Annotated in this window: 20 protein-coding genes; 15 read left to right on the top strand and 5 right to left on the bottom strand. The window is 63.8% G+C overall.

Annotated features, from left to right (window positions below; genetic code table 11):
* The first annotated feature begins 21 nt into the window (after positions 1-21).
* Both pncA and LC531_RS03655 read left to right on the top strand, forming a co-directional pair.
* Positions 22-636: a bifunctional nicotinamidase/pyrazinamidase gene (gene pncA, locus LC531_RS03660; protein ID WP_223648970.1), complete on the top strand. Its 615-nt coding sequence runs from the start codon at positions 22-24 to the stop codon at positions 634-636.
* A 162-nt stretch (positions 637-798) separates the two neighbouring features.
* Positions 799-1,323 carry a GNAT family N-acetyltransferase gene (locus LC531_RS03655; protein WP_223648969.1) on the top strand — a complete coding sequence of 175 codons (525 nt, stop codon included), beginning with the start codon at positions 799-801 and terminating at the stop codon, positions 1,321-1,323.
* Positions 1,324-1,376: 53 nt separating this feature from the next.
* Here LC531_RS03655 and LC531_RS03650 read toward each other — a convergent pair whose 3' ends face one another.
* Positions 1,377-2,003 (bottom strand): thioredoxin family protein, encoded by a 627-nt coding sequence (locus LC531_RS03650; protein ID WP_223648968.1) that lies wholly within the window; start codon positions 2,001-2,003, stop codon positions 1,377-1,379.
* Between the two features lie 206 nt (positions 2,004-2,209).
* Between LC531_RS03650 and LC531_RS03645 the strand changes: the two genes are divergently transcribed.
* The 9 genes from LC531_RS03645 (at position 2,210) to LC531_RS03610 (ending at position 9,293) form a co-directional block, all read left to right on the top strand.
* Positions 2,210-3,199 (top strand): MBL fold metallo-hydrolase, encoded by a 990-nt coding sequence (locus LC531_RS03645; protein WP_223648967.1) that lies wholly within the window; start codon positions 2,210-2,212, stop codon positions 3,197-3,199.
* 82 nt (positions 3,200-3,281) lie between these two features.
* Positions 3,282-3,704 carry a hypothetical protein gene (locus tag LC531_RS03640; protein WP_223648966.1) on the top strand — a complete coding sequence of 141 codons (423 nt, stop codon included), beginning with the start codon at positions 3,282-3,284 and terminating at the stop codon, positions 3,702-3,704.
* 112 nt (positions 3,705-3,816) lie between these two features.
* Positions 3,817-4,551, top strand: coding sequence for a YebC/PmpR family DNA-binding transcriptional regulator (locus LC531_RS03635; protein ID WP_223648965.1), 735 nt, complete (start codon positions 3,817-3,819; stop codon positions 4,549-4,551).
* A 6-nt stretch (positions 4,552-4,557) separates the two neighbouring features.
* Complete coding sequence (locus LC531_RS03630; RefSeq protein ID WP_223648964.1) at positions 4,558-4,923, top strand: VOC family protein; 366 nt, start codon at positions 4,558-4,560, stop codon at positions 4,921-4,923.
* Between the two features lie 86 nt (positions 4,924-5,009).
* Entirely contained in the window at positions 5,010-6,371 is a 1,362-nt protein-coding gene (locus LC531_RS03625) for a M20/M25/M40 family metallo-hydrolase (RefSeq protein ID WP_223648963.1), read from the top strand.
* A 27-nt stretch (positions 6,372-6,398) separates the two neighbouring features.
* Positions 6,399-7,400 carry an SMI1/KNR4 family protein gene (locus LC531_RS03620; RefSeq protein ID WP_223648962.1) on the top strand — a complete coding sequence of 334 codons (1,002 nt, stop codon included), beginning with the start codon at positions 6,399-6,401 and terminating at the stop codon, positions 7,398-7,400.
* 238 nt (positions 7,401-7,638) lie between these two features.
* The gene (locus LC531_RS22610; protein ID WP_262903254.1) at positions 7,639-7,773 is read left to right on the top strand and encodes a hypothetical protein; all 135 of its coding nucleotides are present in this window, start codon (positions 7,639-7,641) and stop codon (positions 7,771-7,773) included.
* A 142-nt stretch (positions 7,774-7,915) separates the two neighbouring features.
* Positions 7,916-8,341 (top strand): DUF1810 domain-containing protein, encoded by a 426-nt coding sequence (locus tag LC531_RS03615; RefSeq protein WP_223648961.1) that lies wholly within the window; start codon positions 7,916-7,918, stop codon positions 8,339-8,341.
* Between the two features lie 160 nt (positions 8,342-8,501).
* Positions 8,502-9,293 (top strand): slipin family protein, encoded by a 792-nt coding sequence (locus LC531_RS03610; protein WP_223648960.1) that lies wholly within the window; start codon positions 8,502-8,504, stop codon positions 9,291-9,293.
* Between the two features lie 25 nt (positions 9,294-9,318).
* On the opposite strand, the gene LC531_RS03605 is transcribed toward LC531_RS03610, so the two are convergent.
* Both LC531_RS03605 and LC531_RS03600 read right to left on the bottom strand, forming a co-directional pair.
* Positions 9,319-10,080 carry a tetratricopeptide repeat protein gene (locus tag LC531_RS03605; RefSeq protein WP_223648959.1) on the bottom strand — a complete coding sequence of 254 codons (762 nt, stop codon included), beginning with the start codon at positions 10,078-10,080 and terminating at the stop codon, positions 9,319-9,321.
* Between the two features lie 3 nt (positions 10,081-10,083).
* Positions 10,084-11,448, bottom strand: coding sequence for an ATP-binding protein (locus tag LC531_RS03600; RefSeq protein ID WP_223648958.1), 1,365 nt, complete (start codon positions 11,446-11,448; stop codon positions 10,084-10,086).
* A gap of 323 nt (positions 11,449-11,771) precedes the next feature.
* On the opposite strand from LC531_RS03600, the gene LC531_RS03595 reads away from it, so the two are divergent.
* Both LC531_RS03595 and LC531_RS03590 read left to right on the top strand, forming a co-directional pair.
* A complete protein-coding gene (locus tag LC531_RS03595; protein ID WP_223648957.1) occupies positions 11,772-12,218 on the top strand; it encodes a hypothetical protein in 447 nt (148 codons plus the stop codon).
* Between the two features lie 116 nt (positions 12,219-12,334).
* Positions 12,335-14,170 (top strand): hypothetical protein, encoded by a 1,836-nt coding sequence (locus LC531_RS03590; RefSeq protein ID WP_223648956.1) that lies wholly within the window; start codon positions 12,335-12,337, stop codon positions 14,168-14,170.
* A 30-nt stretch (positions 14,171-14,200) separates the two neighbouring features.
* Here the strand turns inward: LC531_RS03590 and LC531_RS03585 are convergent, their stop codons facing one another.
* Both LC531_RS03585 and LC531_RS03580 read right to left on the bottom strand, forming a co-directional pair.
* Positions 14,201-14,731: a hypothetical protein gene (locus LC531_RS03585; protein WP_223648955.1), complete on the bottom strand. Its 531-nt coding sequence runs from the start codon at positions 14,729-14,731 to the stop codon at positions 14,201-14,203.
* Positions 14,732-14,859: 128 nt separating this feature from the next.
* Entirely contained in the window at positions 14,860-15,732 is an 873-nt protein-coding gene (locus tag LC531_RS03580) for a DUF2911 domain-containing protein (protein WP_223648954.1), read from the bottom strand.
* A 110-nt stretch (positions 15,733-15,842) separates the two neighbouring features.
* On the opposite strand from LC531_RS03580, the gene LC531_RS03575 reads away from it, so the two are divergent.
* Both LC531_RS03575 and LC531_RS03570 read left to right on the top strand, forming a co-directional pair.
* A complete protein-coding gene (locus LC531_RS03575) occupies positions 15,843-17,309 on the top strand; it encodes an SDR family oxidoreductase (protein ID WP_223648953.1) in 1,467 nt (488 codons plus the stop codon).
* A gap of 74 nt (positions 17,310-17,383) precedes the next feature.
* Positions 17,384-18,016 carry a hypothetical protein gene (locus LC531_RS03570; RefSeq protein WP_223648952.1) on the top strand — a complete coding sequence of 211 codons (633 nt, stop codon included), beginning with the start codon at positions 17,384-17,386 and terminating at the stop codon, positions 18,014-18,016.
* The last annotated feature ends 36 nt before the right edge of the window (positions 18,017-18,052 follow it).

Here is an 18,052-nt window from a genome sequence, read left to right as displayed (position 1 = left end):
GTATTCATCACTTATTGCCACATGACCGCGCTTTTGCTCATCGACTTTCAGCTGGATTTTCTACCTGGCGGCTCGCTGGCCGTGCCGGAGGGCGACGCCCTCCTACCCCTGCTCAACGACTTGCAGCCGCGCTTCGACCTGGTGGTAGCGACCCAGGACTGGCACCCGGCGGGGCACCGCAGCTTTGCCAGCACCCACCCCGGCCAGCCGGTTTTCGGCGAGATAACCTGGCAGGGCCTACCCCAGCGCCTGTGGCCCGACCACTGCGTGCAGGGCTCGGCGGGCGCGGGCCTGCACCCCGGCCTGAACCTGGACCGCGTGGAAGCAATTTTCAGAAAAGGTACTGACCCTGAGCTGGATAGCTACAGCGCATTCTTCGACAATGGCCACCGGCGCGCCACCGGCCTGAGTGCCTACCTGCGGGCGCGGGGCATCACGCGGGTGGCGGTAGCTGGCCTGGCCAGCGATTACTGCGTGTATTTTACGGCCAAAGATGCCCGCGCCGAAGGCTTCGAGGTAGCCGTGCTGGAGGATGCTACCCGCGGCATCAATCCCGAAAGCATCGCCGCGGCTAAGGCCGACCTGCTGGCGCAGGGCGTGCGGGTCGGGCCGAGCACAACAGTGCTGACCGCTTGAACTTTACGTCGCGTCGCGTCATTTTTTCAAGGTAGAGACGCGAGCGACCCTTCGCGTCGCTCGGCACCAGGGGTCGTCCAACGGGAAGAGACGCGAAGGGCCGCGTCTCTACGGTCCGTACCCTACCTTCCGGCCTCTTACCCTTCTCCTACCCCGCCCGCCATGCTTATCAGCCCCGCCACGCTAGCCGACATTCCGGCCCTGGCCGACCTCATCAACCGGGCCTACCGCGGCGAGGCCGCCCAGGCCGGCTGGACTACCGAGGGCCACCTGCTCGATGGCCCCCGCGCCGACGCGGCCCTGCTGCGCGAGATGGTAGCCGTGCCCCACACCCAGTTTTTAAAGAAGGAAATTGACGGGGCGCTGGTCGGCTGCGTGTACCTGGAGCCACAGGGTAACGCCGTGTACCTCAGCTTATTGGCCGTAGCGCCCGAGCGGCAGTCGCAGGGCCTGGGCCAGCAATTGCTACTCGCCGCTGAAGCCTTTGCCCAGCGCCTGAAGCGCCACCAACTCAAGATAAGCGTGCTGGCCGCCCGCCCCGAGCTGCTGGCCTGGTACGAGCGCCAGGGCTACCAGCGCACCGGCACGAGCGAGCCCTTCCCGGCTAGCACCCGCTTTGGCCGCCCGCGCCAGCCCCTCACCCTGGTAATGCTGGCGAAGGAGGTGAAAATGCAAAGTAAGCTTTAGCTTGTTGGCTTACTACTAAGGCGTTACCTACCCCTAGTTCGGCAAGCTGATGCTTATCCTACTGCCATTTTTTTCAGTAGGCCTAGCAGTTCGTGTTGAGTGGCCTGGGTGCGGTCGTGGGCGTACCAGGTGTGCAGGGCTTTGATGAATTCATCATGTTCCATGCCTTCGGCTTTGAGCTTGGTTATCAGGGCCTGGGCCTCGGCGGGACGCGGGCCCCAGTGCGCCACTTCGGTGAGTGTATCGGCGCGCAGCACGACCAGCTTGGGGATGGAGCGGCCGCCGTTGGTGAGGTACTGGTCGATAAGGTCGGGGTTTTCGTCGCGCAGCAGGTAGGCGGTGCGCAGGTGGCCGGCGCTGGCCTGGGCCACGGCCTCCACCACGGGCAGGTTTTGGGCGGCGTCACCGCACCAGCCTTCGGTGAGTAGCAGCCAGACGTAGTTTTCGCGCAGGCCAGCCGCCGCCGCCACCAGCTCGGGCTGCAGCTTCACGGTTTTGTCGAGGCGGCTCATGCGCTGCTCGTTGAGCTGGGCGTAGGTCAGCAGCTCGGGTGTTTGCTGGGGGCCGGTGGTTTTACCGGCGGCTAATAGCTGGTCAAGCAGCTGGCGGTAAGCTGCATACGAATAGGCTGAGGCCAGGCGCGCGGGACTGATAACTGGTGCGGATGAGGGGGTAGGCATAAGGAAAGGGACGGGAATGCGGGTACAACAATTAACGAGGCTGGTTGTCGGAGCGGGCGGCAAACTTTAGTCTCACCCGATAGCCCAGCGGGTAGGTTTTGCGTATTCTCTGATTCCGAGTGGAGGACGGCTGTCATTGCCACGGTATGCGCCTAACAACAGCCGTCCTTCACCCGAAAACAGGCACTTAAACCCCCTACCCCCGCATGATGGACCAAGTAGCCGCTGGCGTGTACCAGCTCCGTATCAAACGTTTTGTGAACGTGTATTTTGTCGAAACCGGCACCCCCGGCGAGTGGGTACTCTTCGACACTGGCCTGCCGGGCTCGGACAAAGAAATTATCGCCGCCGCCGATAAGCTCTTCTTCCCCGGCACCCGGCCCGAGGCCATTATCCTGACCCACGGCCACCTCGACCACATGGGCTCGGCCAAGGAACTGGCAGCGCACTGGAACGTACCGGTTATTGCCCACCCGCTGGAGCTGCCGTACGTGACGGCCAAGGCCCTGTATCCGCCCAGCGACCCCACCGTGGGCGGCTCGCTGGCCTTTATGAGCCGGTTTTTTCCTAAGCAATTGCCCGACCTGACCGACGTGGTGGAGGCCCTGCCCCTTGGCGAGGAGCACCCGCCCTACCTGGCGCAGTGGCGCTGGCTGCACGTGCCGGGCCACGCCCCTGGCCAGCTTGCCTTTTTCCGGGAGGCCGACCGCACCCTACTCGGCGGCGATGCTTTTGCTACCACCAACCACGAGTCGATTCCGGCCGTGCTGCTCGGGATTCCCGAAATCAGCGTGGCAGGCTCGCCCTTCAACTACGATTGGGCGCAGTGCCGCCAGTCGGTGCAGACGTTGGCCGACCTCAACCCGGCCGCCATTGGCTGCGGCCACGGCCCGGTTATCAAGGGCCCCGCGGCGGCCGCCGGCTTGCGCAAGCTGGCCGATAACTACCAGCTGCCGGCCCAGGGCCGCTACCTCGCTGAGCCTGCCCGCACCGATGCCAGCGGCGTCGAGCACCTGCCGCCCAAGCCCGTTGATAAGCTGCCCAAGCAGGCGGCAGCCATTGGCGCGGGCCTGCTGCTGGCCGGCGCTACCTGGCTGCTGGTGGGCGGCCGCCGCAAAAAGCCCAAGCACCCGAAACCTGCCAAGAGCTACGCGAGCACCAGGCACGCGAAGCCCGGCCACCGGCCCGGTGCGTAAGCCGCAGTGCTATTTTTGACGGGGGTAGGGCAGATGCTTCACGGGCCTGCCCTACCCCCGTTTTTTCATCTTACCTCGCCCCATGACGCACTACTTCCTGGCGGCCGGGCTGCTGGCTGCCCCGGCCCCTACCCCCCCCGCTGCGTTCTACACCACCTACACTTATACGGCCTACACCGTGGTGGACCGCACCACCGGCGAGCCGCCGACCCAGGTGCCGGGGGTAGGCGGCACGCTGGCCTTGCGCGCCGACGGCACCTACGACAAGCGCCTGAGCCTGCTCATGGGCGATAGCGGCCCGCGCCTGTTTGCCCAGCACGGCCGCTTTACTACAAAGGGCGACAGCATCACGTTTCGCTTCACGGACCTTAAAGGCCCCGACGTGCAGCGCGGCACCTACCGCTATAACGCCAAAGCGCGCCGGCTCACCATCACCATCGCGGGCTACCCCCCCGGCAACCAGGGCGTGTATGAGCTGGGGGCTACCGCACCGCTACCGAAGTAGCAGCGGGGCCGCCCCTCCGGCAGCCGCCGTACCTTGCGCCCGCATTCAACTCCTCTTCCCCACCCGGCCCCCGAGTTGATACTTGATAACTGCTAACTGATACTTAAAAAAGATGGGACGCGCATTTGAATTCCGGAAAGGCCGCAAAATGAAGCGCTGGGACCGGATGTCGAAAGACTTTACCCGCATCGGCAAGGAAATCGTGATGGCCGTGAAAGAAGGCGGCCCCAACCCCGACTCCAACGCCCGCCTGCGCACCGCCATGCAAAACGGCAAGGGCGTGAATATGCCCAAGGACCGCGTAGAAGCCGCCATTAAGCGCGCCACTGGCAAAGAAGAAAAAGATTACCAGGAAGTGGTGTACGAGGGCTACGGTCCCCACGGCGTGGCCATCGTAGTCGAAACCGCCACCGACAATCCCACCCGCACCGTGAGCAACGTGCGCCTCTACTTCAACCGCAACAGCGGCGCGCTCGGCACGGCCGGTAGCTCCGACTACACCTTCACCCGCAAAGGCGTATTCAAGCTGGCCGCCGAAGGCTTGGACCGCGACGAGCTAGAGTTGGAATTGATTGACGTGGGTGCCGAGGACGTGTACGAAACCACCGAGGAAGACGAGCATGGCGCTGAGCACCAGTACATGGTGATTGAAACCGCTTTCACCGATTTTGGTCAGATGCAGAAGGCGCTCGATACCAAGGGGGTAAATATTGTGAGTGCTACCCTTCAGCGCGTGCCTAACACCACCGTTTCGCTCAATGACGAGCAGGCCGAGGAGGTTGAAAAGCTCATTGATAAACTCGAAGAAGACGAGGACGTGCAGGCCGTGTACCACACGATGGGGTAGGGAATCATGGCGCTGCTCAAACTTATTCCGACGATTTTTTATGCTGACCTGGCCGTGGGCAGGCACTTGTTTGGGCAGGGCCTGGGCTTTGAGCTGCGCTACGAAGCGCTGAGCGGCGCGCAGCCTTTTTGCATTCTGGAAAAAGATGGCGTAGAAATTTACCTGGCCCAAAACGCCGCCCTCGCCGCCCAGGACCGGCCCGAAATCCGGCTCGCTACCGATGATATTACCGGCCTTTTTGCCGAGGTACAGCGCGCTGCGCCCGAGCTGCTGCATCCCAACGGCAACCGCGTCATGCGCAAGTCCTGGGGACTACTCGAATTTGCGTTGCTCGACAAAAGCGGGGTTTGCGTGCTAGTGCAGCAGCAGTAGCCGCAACCAAATCCGACAAGCCACTTCCTTCATAAGCGCCGCTAGTCTTGCCGACTGGCGGCGTTTGTTGTTTCTTGCGATTCCTTATGAAAATTCTCCTACTCCTCCCCAGCCTGCTGCCCTTCGCCGCCCTGGCCCAGCCTTCCAATCCCCTACCCCCTCTCGACCCGACCATTCAGCGGCTGGTGGCGGAGATTTCGGCCAAAAATCTGGAAGCCGATGTGCGCAAGCTCGTCAGCTACGGCACGCGCCACACGCTCAGCGACACGAAGGATAAAAAGCGCGGCATCGGCGCGGCACGCCAGTACGTGTTCGACGAGTTTAAGAAGTACAGCAAGGCCGGCGGCGGCCGCATGACGGTGGAGATGGACACCTTTACCTACAACCCCGACGGCCGGCGCGTAGACAAGAAAACGCTGATGGCCAACGTACTGGCGACCCTCCCCGGCACCGACCCCACCGATACGCGCGTGCTGCTGATGAGCGGCCACATCGACTCGCGCGTGACCGACATCATGAACCGCACCGCCGACGCGCCGGGGGCCAACGACGACGCCAGCGGCGTGGCCGCCGTGATGGAGGTGGCCCGCGTGCTGGCCGGCCAGAAATTCCCGTGCACCATAAAGCTAGTGGCCGTGCAGGGAGAGGAGCAGGGCCTGCTGGGAGCTGACCACCTGGCTAAACGCGCCAAAAAAGAGGGCTGGAACCTGGTGGCGATGCTCAACAACGACATCGTGGGCAACTCGCACGGCTACGACCCCGAAATCACGGATACCCTGCATCTGCGCGTGTTTAGCGAGGGCGTGCCGGCCATCGAAACACCCGACCAGGCCAAGGTGCGCCGCCAGCTCAGCAACGAGAACGACGCCAGCAGCCGCCAGCTCGCCCGCTACGCCCAAACCGCCGCCCGCCAGTACGTGGATGCCGGCGGCTACGGCGTGCTGCTGGAATACCGCCCCGACCGCTTCCTGCGCGGCGGCGACCACACGCCTTTTAATCAGCAGGGCTACGCGGCCGTGCGCTTCACCGAAACCAACGAGAATTTCAACCACCAGCACCAGGACCTACGTACCGAAAACGGCATCGAGTACGGCGACAAGCCCGAATTCATGGACTTCCGCTACCTGCGCCGCACCGCCCAGGTAAACCTGGCAACCCTCGCCAGCCTGGCCAGCGCCCCCGCCGCCCCACTCAAGGTAGAAGTCCTCACCGCCAAGCTCACCAACCGCACCGAGCTGCGCTGGCAGGCCCCGCAGGGCGGCCCTACCCCCGCCGGCTACGTGGTACTGGCCCGCGAAACCAGCGCCCCGCAGTGGCAGCAGCGCTTCCCGGTCAGCGGCACCACCGCCGACCTGGCCATCAGCAAGGACAACTACATTTTTGGCGTGGCCAGCGTGGACGCGCAAGGGCGCGAAAGTCTGCCGGTGCTGCCCGTGGTGGGGCAGTAGGGTATTCATTTTTACTTTCCCTACAATATGGCGGCCGTGATTTTTGATGACTTTGACCTAACTCATTTTTGGAGTAACAGTGCCTACGCCCTGGAAAAGTACGTGGAAGAGCGTTTTTCCAGGGAGTTGCTGATTTCAATTGAGCAAGAGTTAGGGTACAAACTACCTGCTGCTTACATCGAGTTGATGGAAACGCAAAACGGCGGCATCCCTGCCAATACGTGCTTTCCAACTGGCGAACCGACTTCCTGGGCAAAAGACCACATTGCCATTACCGGCATATCTGGCATTGGATACACCAAACCTTACTCGCTTCGCGGCAAGTTGGGTAGTCAGTTTATGCTGGACGAGTGGGGATATCCGCCTATCGGCGTGTGCGTTTGCGACTGCCCATCGGCGGGCCACGATATGGTGATGCTTGATTATTCAGCCTGTGGCCCGCAAGGTGAGCCAACCGTAGTGCACGTAGACCAAGAGGACGATTACATTAGTACGTTTCTAGCCCCGGATTTTGAATCATTCATCCGCGGCTTAGTCAATGAGGAGCAGTATGATACGTCGGCTGAAGACTTGCAGAAGGACTTAGCTCGCATTGAACACGGCAGCTTATCGCCTCTGCTCACCGAGCTTATTGCCAGGCAGCCTACGCTTGATTTTGAGACGATAATCCGAAAAATCTGTCATCAGCTTGCCACTGAAAAAGGCTTTTTTGCCCTGCACGCCGACGAGGTATCCCTGTTGCTCTACGACGTACAGTTTCTGCTTTATAGTCAGACTCATCCGGTTACTTCCGAAGCTGACTACTTAGCCGCCTACCCCAACATCATCGCGCTTGCGAAGAGCGAATTCAGTACCGGTGGGTACGCACCGGGCTTTGTCAAAGACTGGTTGGCAAGCCGCCGCGCCGCCGGCAAAATCATTATTCCAGCGGGTAGCCTGGCATTCAGTGAAGCTTACGAACGTGCGTTGCGCCAGCAACTGCTACAGTACTGCCAGCCCGCAAGTGATACTATAGTTCTCCCTAAATGACATTGGCCGCACGGTTCCACTTTGCCGCTACGCGGCAGTGCAGGCACAGCCGCCACTACTAGCGCTAGCGCGAGTTACCATTCGTATTTTACCCGTTCCAGCCCAGCCCTTCTACCTCTGGCGCAACGCATGGTCCCCACCCCGCCAACGCGGTTGCCTATAAACGGCGAACCCCCGGCTGCTGGAAACAACCGAGGGTTCAGAAGAAGGTGCAGTCACACCTTACTTCTCACTCACAATGGATAAGGCTCGTGCGAAAACGGAAGTCAAAATCAAGCTTGACATCCGCATACCACCCGAAGTAGCCAAATGGCTGCTTTGGTTTCTGATGAGCGGTGGAGCCGTAACGGCCGCCGCGCATTGGGTTAGGTAGGGTAAGGGGGTAGGCCGCAAGGCTTGCCCCCTTATTTTTTGTTGAATCAAAAGCTCAACAAGCGTTGAACGTTTAACAAATGTAGAACATTCAGCGCAAACCTGCTATCGTAAGTTTGGTAGTACACAAAGCTTTCGGCTCAATGCCCCAAGAAAACAGCCTCCAACGCTTCCTCGACGCCCAAACCCGTGACTACCCCGCGGCGCTGGCCGAAATCCGGGCCGGGCGCAAGCGCAGCCATTGGATATGGTACATTTTCCCCCAAATCCAGGGCCTGGGCTTTAGCTCGACGTCGCAGCACTACGCCATCCGCGACGCGGCCGAGGCGGCGGCGTACCTGGCGCACCCGGTGCTGGGGCCACGGTTGCGCGAAATCTCCGGCGAGCTGTTGAAGTTGGCGGGTCGCGATGCGAGCCGCGTTTTTGGCAGTCCGGATGATTTGAAGCTGCGTTCGTCGATGACGCTGTTTGCGGCGGTACCGGGGGCTGACCCGGTTTTTGGGGCGGTGCTGGATAAGTACTTTGGCGGAAAGACGGATGAAAAGACCTTGCAGCAGTTGGGGAGGTAGGGTGCGGGGCTTGCCCCCGCCCGTCGTTGAACGCTTCCAGTTACGTCCGTTCAACGCCGGGTGGGGGCAAGCCCCGCACCCTACTACGTTCGTAGCCGGGCTATTGTAATTCATTGGTCACCGCAGCGATACATTCGCCAAACCTTTTCTTTTTTCAGCCATGCTACTCCTACCCCTCCTTATCGTGGCCGTCGTGCTGCTGGCCATGAGCTTGCGCATCGCCCAGGAATACCAGCGCGCCATCGTGTTTCGGCTGGGGCGCTACAACGGCACGCGGGGGCCGGGCCTATACTGGCTCATCCCGTTCCTGGAGCGCCAGCAGACCATCGACATGCGCACCAAAACCGTGGAGCTGGAGCAGCAGGAAACCATTACCAAGGACAGCGTGACTATTAAGGTGAATGCCGTGCTGTGGTTTAAGGTGCTGAACCCGGCGGATGCGGTTATCAAAGTGGCCGACTACAACAAGGCCGTGTACCAGCTGTCGGTGACGGCGCTGCGCAACATTATTGGGCAGAACCAGCTGGATGAGGTGCTGCGCGAGCGCGCCCAAATCAACGGCTCGCTGCTGCAAATCGTGGATGCCGCCACCGAAGCCTGGGGCGTCAAGATTGAGCTGGTCGAGATTAAAGACGTGGAAATTCCCGAATCCATGCAGCGGGCGATGGCCCGCGAGGCGGAAGCCATTCGGGAGAAGCGGGCCCGCATCATCAAGGCCGAGGCCGAGCTGGAAGCTTCGCTCAAGCTCACGCAGGGCGCGCAGGAGATGGAAAAAAGCCCCTACTCGCTGGAATTGCGCCGGATGCAGATGCTTTCGGAAATCGGCATCGACAACAACACGACGACGGTTATTTTGCTGCCCTCCGAGTTTTCCAACGCCGCCAGCAGCTTCACCCAGATGGTGAAGCAGCGCTACCCGGCCGCGCCGGAGTCGCCCCCGGCCGGCGCGTAGCAGCCGCGTAGCTGGCGGCGGGCCCCTACCCCTCCGGGTTGGCGGGGAGGCCGGCCAGGTACTTTGCCCGGTGGCCGGCCAGCCACCGGGGCCAGTTTTGCCAGCGCCAGGCCAGGTTCAGCAGCCGGGTTAATTCGGGGGCTCGTTCGGGCTCTATGCGCAGGGCCTCGGCGAGGTGCTCGCTGGCCTCGGCGGGCAGAAAGCGGCGCAGCAGCGAGATGCCCCGGTTGTGGTGCGCCAGCGCATAATTCGGGGACACGTCAAACAGCCGGCGGTAGTCCTGGTCGGCCAGGTGGGGGCGGCGCAGCGACTCGTTGGCCTCGGCCCGCCAGAGCAGCACGTCGGCGTGCTGCGGGTCGAGCCGCAGGCCGGTGTCGGCCGCGGCTACGGCCTCTAGGTAGCGCTTTTGAAAGAAAAAAAGCTGCGCCTGCCAGCCGTGATAGTAGGCTCGGAGCGGGTCGAGCCGCAGGGCCTCAGCCAGGGGTTCGTTGGCCGTCAGCGAGTGGCCGTTTTCCCAGCGTGCCCTGGACAAGATGAAGTGCGTGGCGCACCATTCCGGGGCCAGGGCTACGGCACCTTCGGCCGCCTCCAGGGCTTCGGGTATCCGGTTGAGCTTGACCAGCGCCTCCGCCAGGTACAGCTGCGCGGTCGAATTCAGCGGGTTGCGGGCTAGGTGCTGGCGGGTCAGGTCCACGACCAAATCAGCCCGCCCGGTTTGAATAAGCTGCCAGTACAGGGTGGTTTCGCTCTTAGTCAGCCGTGGCTTAGAACCTGGGGTCTCGCTCATTACCTAGCTGCCGGCCTCCGGCTTTTTCAGGCCCAGATACACCAGGATGTCATCGTAGAGGCCGCCCGCATTCGAATAGAGCGCGTAGTTGCGGGCCGTGGCAAACCACTCCTTGGTGCTGGGCTTGATACTGTTAGTCGCGCCGAGCAGGTCGCTCTGCTCGATGGGCAGCGGCTGGCCACTTTGCATGGACAGGCGCAGGCGGGTATCCACGGCGGCATCAACCACGGCCTTGAGGTCGGCCCCGCTGAGGCCGGCGGTGCGGGCGGCCACGGCAGCTGGGTTTACGCCGGCCGCCAGCGGCTTGCTTTGAAGTAAGATTTCCAGGATGCTGGTCCGGGCGGGTTCATCGGGCGGGGTCACGAGTACGATTTTATCGAAGCGGCCGGGGCGGCGGAAAGCGGGGTCGAGCTGCCAGGGCGCGTTGGTGGCGGCCATGATGAGCACGCCCTCGTTGGAGGCCGACACGCCATCCAGCTCTTCCAAAAATTGGTTGATGACGGTGCGGCCGGCGCTCTGGCGCAGGTCGTGGCGGTTGGCGGCCAGGGCATCTACTTCGTCAAAAAACAGCACGCAGGGCGTTTGCGAGCGGGCCAGCTCGAAGAGCTGGTGCAGGTTTTTCTCGCTGTTGCCCAGCCACATATCCAGAATATCGGCGATGCCCACGCTGATAAAGTTGGCCTGCGCCTCGCCGGCCGTGGCGCGGGCCAGGTAGGTTTTGCCGCAGCCGGGCGGGCCGTAGAGCAGCAGCCCGCCGCCAGTGGCTTTGCCGTAGGCTTTGTATAAGTCGGGGAAGCGTAGCGGGTGGATGATTTTGAGGCGGATTTCCTCCTTCACCGCCTCCATCCCGCCCACGTCCTGGAAGGTAATCTTCGGTTTTTCGAGGCCCAGCAGGCGGGCCTGCTCGGCGGGGGCCGGCGGCGGCGGCACCAGGCCCGCCGCGGCCACCGGCTGCGCCGGCGCGGCCGCTTGCAGCTTGGCAGCCAGGGCCGTATCGGCCAGGTGCGGGTCCAGGCGCAGCGCTTGCTGGTAGGCATCATGGGCGGCAGCGGGCTGTTGCTCATCGAGCAGCAGGCGGGCATGCAGCAAGTAGGCGGGGCCGCTGGCGGGGCCGGCGGCCAGCAATTCTTCGAGCACCACCAAGGCAGCCGAGGTTTTGCGCTGCGCAAAGTAGGCTTCAGCCAGGCCTAGCTGCAGGGCGGGGGTAGCGGGGGCCAAATGCAGGCCGTCGCGGTACAGCGTTTCGGCTTCCTGGTGCCGGCCGGCCTGGCGCAGCAACTCGCCCAGGTGCTGGCGCAGGGGCAGGTTGTCGGGCGAAAATTGCAGGGCATCGAGCAGGGGCTGGAGGGCCGGGTCGGTAGCGGGCATGAGCGAGAGAGTTGACGGGAGCTTTACGGTAAAAACCCCATTTGGGCTGCCTCCAGGTCGCCGGGCGCACGCAACAGGTAGCCCAAAGCCTCCACTTCCTCATCAGCAAGCCGGCAGTTCGCTACACTGGCCTTAACCAAACTAGCAATTCGTCGTTAGGAACAACCTATGGAACCTAAGCTATTCGCATTCCATCGGCCGGGGCCCCGGCCCGCCGCCGCCCGCCGGTTGCCCGGCCCGGCCAATTATTTGGGCGCGGCTGGTGCGGCACCGACTGGCCGCCGAGCCGCCCGAACCTACGCCGCTCCAGCGGACGGACGAGCATGATGGCCGAGGTTATTGATTGGCCGGAGAAAGTACGCCTGACCGTCGCGCTGCTGCTGCTGCTGGCGCTGCCGTGCGGATTTATCGGTTTGTGCGCGCTGGCGCTACGGCCGCCGCAAGCTACTGCGCGCTTTACCCCGCTGCTGCGTCTACTAGTGGTAGGCCTGACGGTCGGCTTGCTCGTTTTCCTGGCCCTGCGGCAATCGCCGGTGGTGCTCATTTGGTGCCTGGTGGTCGCGGCCGTCTTTACGTTGGTGCCGCTGATGCTGCACTGGCTGGCATGGCGTGGCAAATCGCCGCAGAGCCCGATGCCCGTGCCACCCATCTTTCTGCCGGCCATTGGCGCGTTAGTGCCTCTGTTCTTTCTCTGGGCTAACTTTCTGGAGGAGATACTGCACATTAGCTTCCCCGCGGTCAAACCTCTGCTCCGCTATTTTTTCTCCTGACCGCCGCGTAGCTGGCTGGGGTAGTAGGGTGATTGGTTTCGGGAAGATAACTTACTTTCGGTCAGTTCACCTCGTTGGCTCAGCGTCTGGGCGGGCGACCAAAGTCTTTACGTCTCATGGCCCTTTATTCGCCGGAAATTCAGCATCTGCTCTACGAAAATGACGCCGGCCGCGTCATCGGCCTTGATAAAGTGCAGCTCCTGGACCCGGTGCCCACCGCCCGCCTGGGCCCGGTGCGGGCGCTGCTGAGCAGCCCCGACGAGTACCTGGCCTACCAGGCGGCTTCGGTGCTGACGGCCTGGGGCGATGCCGCGGGCCTGCGGCACCTGGAGCAGCTCATCGATGGGCGCGTGGACCAGCGGCTGACAATGGCCCCGCACCGCATCTGGGACTATGATAACGGGTACGACGAGATGGCCTGGGCCGTGGACCTGTATGGCCTTTCGCCGGAGGCCCAACGGCCGGCGCAGCTCCGCGTTTTGGGTAAGCTGCTGGCGCTGTACGGTCCATGCTTTTTTGAGTCGAACCTAAAAGCCGCCCTGCTGGATTTGGCGTTGCCCCTGGCCGCGGAGCTGGGACCCGCCATGCGCGCGGCCCTGGCCCGCACCCAGGAAGCGGGCCAGCTCTACCTGGCCAGCCAGCTGCTGCCGCCGCTGGCCCGCGTGGACAGTGCGGCGGCCCGCCGTTTGGTCGATGCGTTTCCGGGGCTGCTACGGCAGGCCGCGCCGAAGCCCAGCGCGGGGGAAGCCGATAGCATCCGCGCCAACGTGCGCGAAGCCCTCGGCTACCTGCCGGCTTCGGCGCTGGACCGCCCCGCCGTGCGCGCCGCCATCGCGCGCGTGGGCAACATCAAGTGGGGCGAGTCCGACTATCACCGGCTGGGGTCAGCTCAGGCGCTGATGCGCGAGTACCTGCGCCGGGCGGGCCTGGTGACGGAGGCGGTCCGGCAGTTTCGCGGGTACCTCTTGGCCTGGCCCTGGCTGGATGCCGCCGCCTGGCTGGCTAAGACAGACGAGGATGGGAGCAAGGGCCCGGAGCTGATGCGCGATGTTCACGCGCCGACGCTGCCCGGCTACTCACTCCTCGAAGACGAGCCAGCGTACTGGGGGCCCGGCGTTGACCCGTTGGAAGACGAGGTACGTGCCTTGTCGCAACGGTTGTCGGCCGGCCACCTCACGTACTACATGCGCCGAACCTGCTTCTACTACCTGCGCTGGGAGGCCATTAAAAACCACCCCGCCGTGCGGGCGCTGGGCCTACCCGACCTCTACGAGCCGCTCATCATGCTCTACGAGCGCGGCGGCTGGTTTCGGATGGAGCACGGCGACTACATTGACTTTGGCAGTTCCATGACTGGCAAAAGCACCCCCGCCCAGGCCGCGCAGTTTTCGTCCCTTCCCCTCGACCCGGCCACCCTCGACCAAATCGACCGGGACTACACCCGCCGCAGCCTGGACGAGCTGCTGGCCCGGCTGCTCGCCCAGGCGGTCACCGGGCTGCGCGACTACGAGGCCGTGTTGCAGCCCCCGGCTTCCGAGGCGGCCCTGGCCGCGTTGCAAACGGGTGCCCAGGCCGCGCTGGGCTTGCCCGTACCGGCCGGCTACCTCACGTTTTTGCGCCTGGTGGACGGGCTGAACTGGGACGACCTGCTCATCTACGGCAGCGGCCCCTACCCCCTCGTCACCGAGCCCACCATGTTCGTGCGCGACCTCGTGGCCACCAACCTGGCCTGGCGGCGGGCGGAGCCGACCGCCCCGCCCCGGCTCTACCTGGCCGAAGACCGGGACCTGCTGTATGGCTACGAACCAGCCGCCGGAGCCGAGCCCTACCTAGCCTACGAGCGGGCGGGCGGGGCCGTCGCCAAGCGCTTCCGGTCGGCCGAAGAGCTGCTGGGGCACGCCTTGCAAAGGCGCGTGTGGGAAAATGAAGAAGCGTGGCGCGGCCGGCGCTGAGCGGCCCCTACCCCCCGCAAAGCCCTGGCTCTACTCGCCGGTAGGCGGCAGGGGCGCGGGAGCCGACGCGGGGCCACCCGCCTGCGGCACGGCGGCCGGCAACGGGCCGGGGGCCTCCGCTGGCTCATCGCCTGCCGTACCAGCGGGCGGCAGGGGTGCAGGGGCCGGCGCAGGGCCGGCGGCTGCGTCCGCAGCAGTGGCGGGGCTGGCTGGCTGCTCGTGGCGGGTGGGCGGCACGTAAGTCTGGTGCGCGTTATACCAGACCGCATACCCGACTGCGGCCAGTCCCGCTACCCCGGCCAGCATTAACAACGCTTTTCCCTGCGTCCCAAACGCTAAGGGCTGAGGCGCGGCGCGCAGCTGCCGCCGGATTACCCAGAGGCTAAACAGCACGCCGCCTACCCCCACCGCCAGGTCGATGAGTCGGCTGGTGCCCTCGCTAACAGCAGGCTGGCTGGTGGCCCCTTCGTTCATCATGTGCGGGTTGAAAATACCCGCGTAGAGGAAAAATAAGCCAATGACTAACAGCACAGCGGCACGCAGGAGGGCAGAGGCGGACATAAGAAGGCAGAAGAGAATGACAGGGAGCTGACTTTGTAATAATATACAGCTAAAAACTACTGATTTACTCTTTGAATACGAGTTGGTTGGCGTTGAAGTTAATGGCCTCGCTTGGCCGATTAAAGTAGCTATTTCCTACCCCCCACTTCGGTTAGCAACTGCGTGTTGAGGCGGGTGTATTCGGCGCGGGCGATGTCATTTTTGTTGGTGCCGAGCGCATCGAGTGACTGGCGGGCGGCGGCGGCGGCATCCTGGTTTTTGCCCTGCTTTTGCAGCAGCTTGGCCTTCCAGTAGTAGCCGTAGAACGCGTCGCCAGGGTTGGCTTTGATAAACTCGTCGAGCCAGCCCACGGCGGGCGTGAGGTCGGGCTGGTTGGAGTTGTAGTAGTATTGCGCGGCCGTGATATAGGGCTTTTTCTCGCCCTTCATGGCCTCCTTAATCTGGGCCAGCACAATCGGGTCGGGGTTGCCGATAAGGGGTAGGGCCACCTGCACGCGCTCCCAGGCCAGGGTGAGGTTGGCGGCAGCGGGGCGCAGGTTTTCGAGGCTCAGGCTCAGGCTCTCCTGCGGGTTGGCCAGCCTGGTGGCTTTGGCAGGCAGGCGCAGCACGTCGAGGCTTTGCTTGTATTCATACGCACCCCACTGCGCGGTGTCGCGGTTGAGGATAATGGTCCAGCTGGCCTTGCCGGGGATGGTGAGTAGGGCGTAGGTGCCGGCCGGCACGGCCTGCCCGCCCAGCGTCACGGCCTCCCCAAAGCGGATTTTGGTGACCGTGTTGGCGCCCGTGCGCCACACCTGGTCGTAGGGCACGAGCCCGCCGAAGGCGGTGCGGCCTTTCAGCGAAGGGCGCGAGTAGTTCAGTTCCACGAACGAGGTGGAGAACGCCTCGCGGATGTTCACGGCCGGGCTGGGCTGCGGCACGGTGAGCGGGGCTTGGGCGTGGGCGGCGGGGGCCAGCAGCAGAGCGAGCCCGGCCAGGGCGAGGGGGTAGGAAGTAGGCATGGCGACAAAAGTACGGGGCGGGGCGGCGAGGCAAAGCCGGCGAACAAGTGCATCATTCTTACGTTCTTACTCCGCATTCCGACGCGTCCCTACCCCTTCCTTTTGCGCCCATGAAAATAGTACTCACCGGGGCCACCGGCTACATTGGCCAACGCCTGCTGCCGGTACTGGCTGCCGCCGGGCACCAAGTAGTGTGCCTGGTGCGCGATGCCCGCCGCTTTGCCCTCCCCGACACGCTGCCCGCCAGCCAGCACCCGCTGGTGCAGGTGGTGGAGGCCGACCTGTTGAAGCCCGACACCCTGGCCGCCCTACCCCCCGATATTGACGCGGCCTACTACTTGGTGCACTCCATGAGCGGCGAGGGTAGTGCGAACTTCTTTCAGCTGGAACAGGCTTCGGCGCAGCACTTTACCGACTACCTCGACCGCACTACGGCGCGGCAGGTCATCTACCTCTCGGGCATCGCCAACGACCACGACCTGAGCGTACACCTGCGCTCGCGCAGCGCCGTGGAAGACGTGCTGGGCCACGCCACCCACGCGCAGCTCACGGTGCTGCGGGCCAGCATTATCATTGGCTCGGGGTCGGCGTCGTTCGAGATAATCCGCGACATTGTGGAGAAGCTGCCGGTGATGGTGACGCCGCGCTGGCTCAACTCGCGCTGCCAGCCGCTGGGCATCCGCGACGTGATGTTTTACCTCGAAGCCGTGCTCGACAACCCCGCCTGCCTGGGCCAGCGCTTCGACCTGGGCGGACCTGATGTGCTGACGTACAAGCAGATGCTGATGGGCCTGGCCGCCGTGCGCGGCTACCGGCGCTGGATAGTGACGGTGCCCGTGCTCACGCCCCGGCTCTCATCATGGTGGCTGTATTTGGTTACGAGCACCTCGTTTTCGCTGGCCCAAAGCCTGGTCGAGAGTCTCAAAAATGACACTGTGGTGGACCCCGCCCGCAGCATCGAGCGGGTGGTGCCGCACCGCTGCATGAGCTACCGCGAGGCGCTGGCGCTGGCCTTCCGGCGCATCGAGCAAAACGAGGTGGTGAGCAGCTGGAGCGATGCTATGAGCAGCGGCACCCTGCGCCCCGACTATATGAACGCCATTCAGATTCCCAAAAACGGGATGTTCTTCGACCGGCAGCGGCGCAGCTTCACGCGGCCGGTGGCCGAGGTGCTGGACAATATCTGGCGCATTGGCGGCGACCGCGGCTGGTACAAAACCGACTGGCTCTGGCGCATCCGCGGCATCATGGACAAGCTGGTGGGGGGGGTAGGGCTGCGCCGCGGCCGGCGCTCGCCCAACCACCTGCGGGCCGGCGACCCGCTCGATTTCTGGCGCGTGCTGGTGGCCGACTCCGCCGCCCGGCGCTTGCTACTTTATGCCGAGATGAAGCTACCCGGCGAGGCGTGGCTGCAATTTCGCATCGTGGACAACCCCGACGGCAGCCACACCCTGGAGCAGTTGGCCGCCTACCGCCCCGAGGGTCTACTGGGCCGGCTGTATTGGTATTCGGTGCTGCCTTTCCACGGCATTATTTTCAAGGGCATGGTGGAGAATCTGATTAACTACGGGCGGTAAGAGCTTAGCTGCTAGCTTGCGGCTGGGTCAATGCCCACTACCCTACCCTCAGCCGCTCGCCCCGTCATTCTACCATGCCGACCCCTTACCAGCCCTACCGCAACGAGTCGTTCAATACCATCTACAACCTGTTGTTTTGCGACGACCTGGCTCTCTACAAAACTGATAACCAAAGCACTGCCTACCCCTGGGTCGCACTGCTGGCCGATGCGCCCGACCACCCGGCGCTACGCCAGGTAGCCCACGACACGCAGCTGGAAGCCCGCGCCCGCCTGCTAGCCTACCGCCGCCTGCTAGCCCTAGGCGACCCCGAGCCCACCAAAGAACTGCTGGGCGTGGTGGTGGAAGTGGGCCTGCCCGGCGGCCTCGACGTGCTGGCCGCCTACCCCGACGGCTCGGCCCGCTACCTCAACCAGGCCGAAAAACTGCTGGTGTGGGACGCGGCCACGCCCGACTCGACGCGGCTTATCGAGCAGCTGCTGGCCGCCAGCCGCCAGGTAGCCCGCCAGATTGGCCCCTGGCTGGAGGCCCGCCGCCCCTACCCCCCCGCGGGCGCGGTACGCCTCACCTTCCTGATGAGCGACGGCCTGTACTTCGGCGAAGGCCCGTTTGAGGTGCTGCAAGCCGACCCACTGGGCGGCCCCGTCATTGCGGCGGCTACGCAGCTGCTGGTTTTCCTGACGAAATACGGCCAGCCGGCAGCGTAGGGGCGCGGTACCTGGTGCGTAACCGGCGGCGCGTTT

Origin of the sequence: Hymenobacter psoromatis (assembly GCF_020012125.1) — a bacterium.
Classification (GTDB): Bacteria; Bacteroidota; Bacteroidia; order Cytophagales; family Hymenobacteraceae; genus Hymenobacter; species Hymenobacter psoromatis.
Note: the sequence above shows the minus strand (reverse complement) of the source record. Positions and strands in the feature narration are given on the sequence as shown.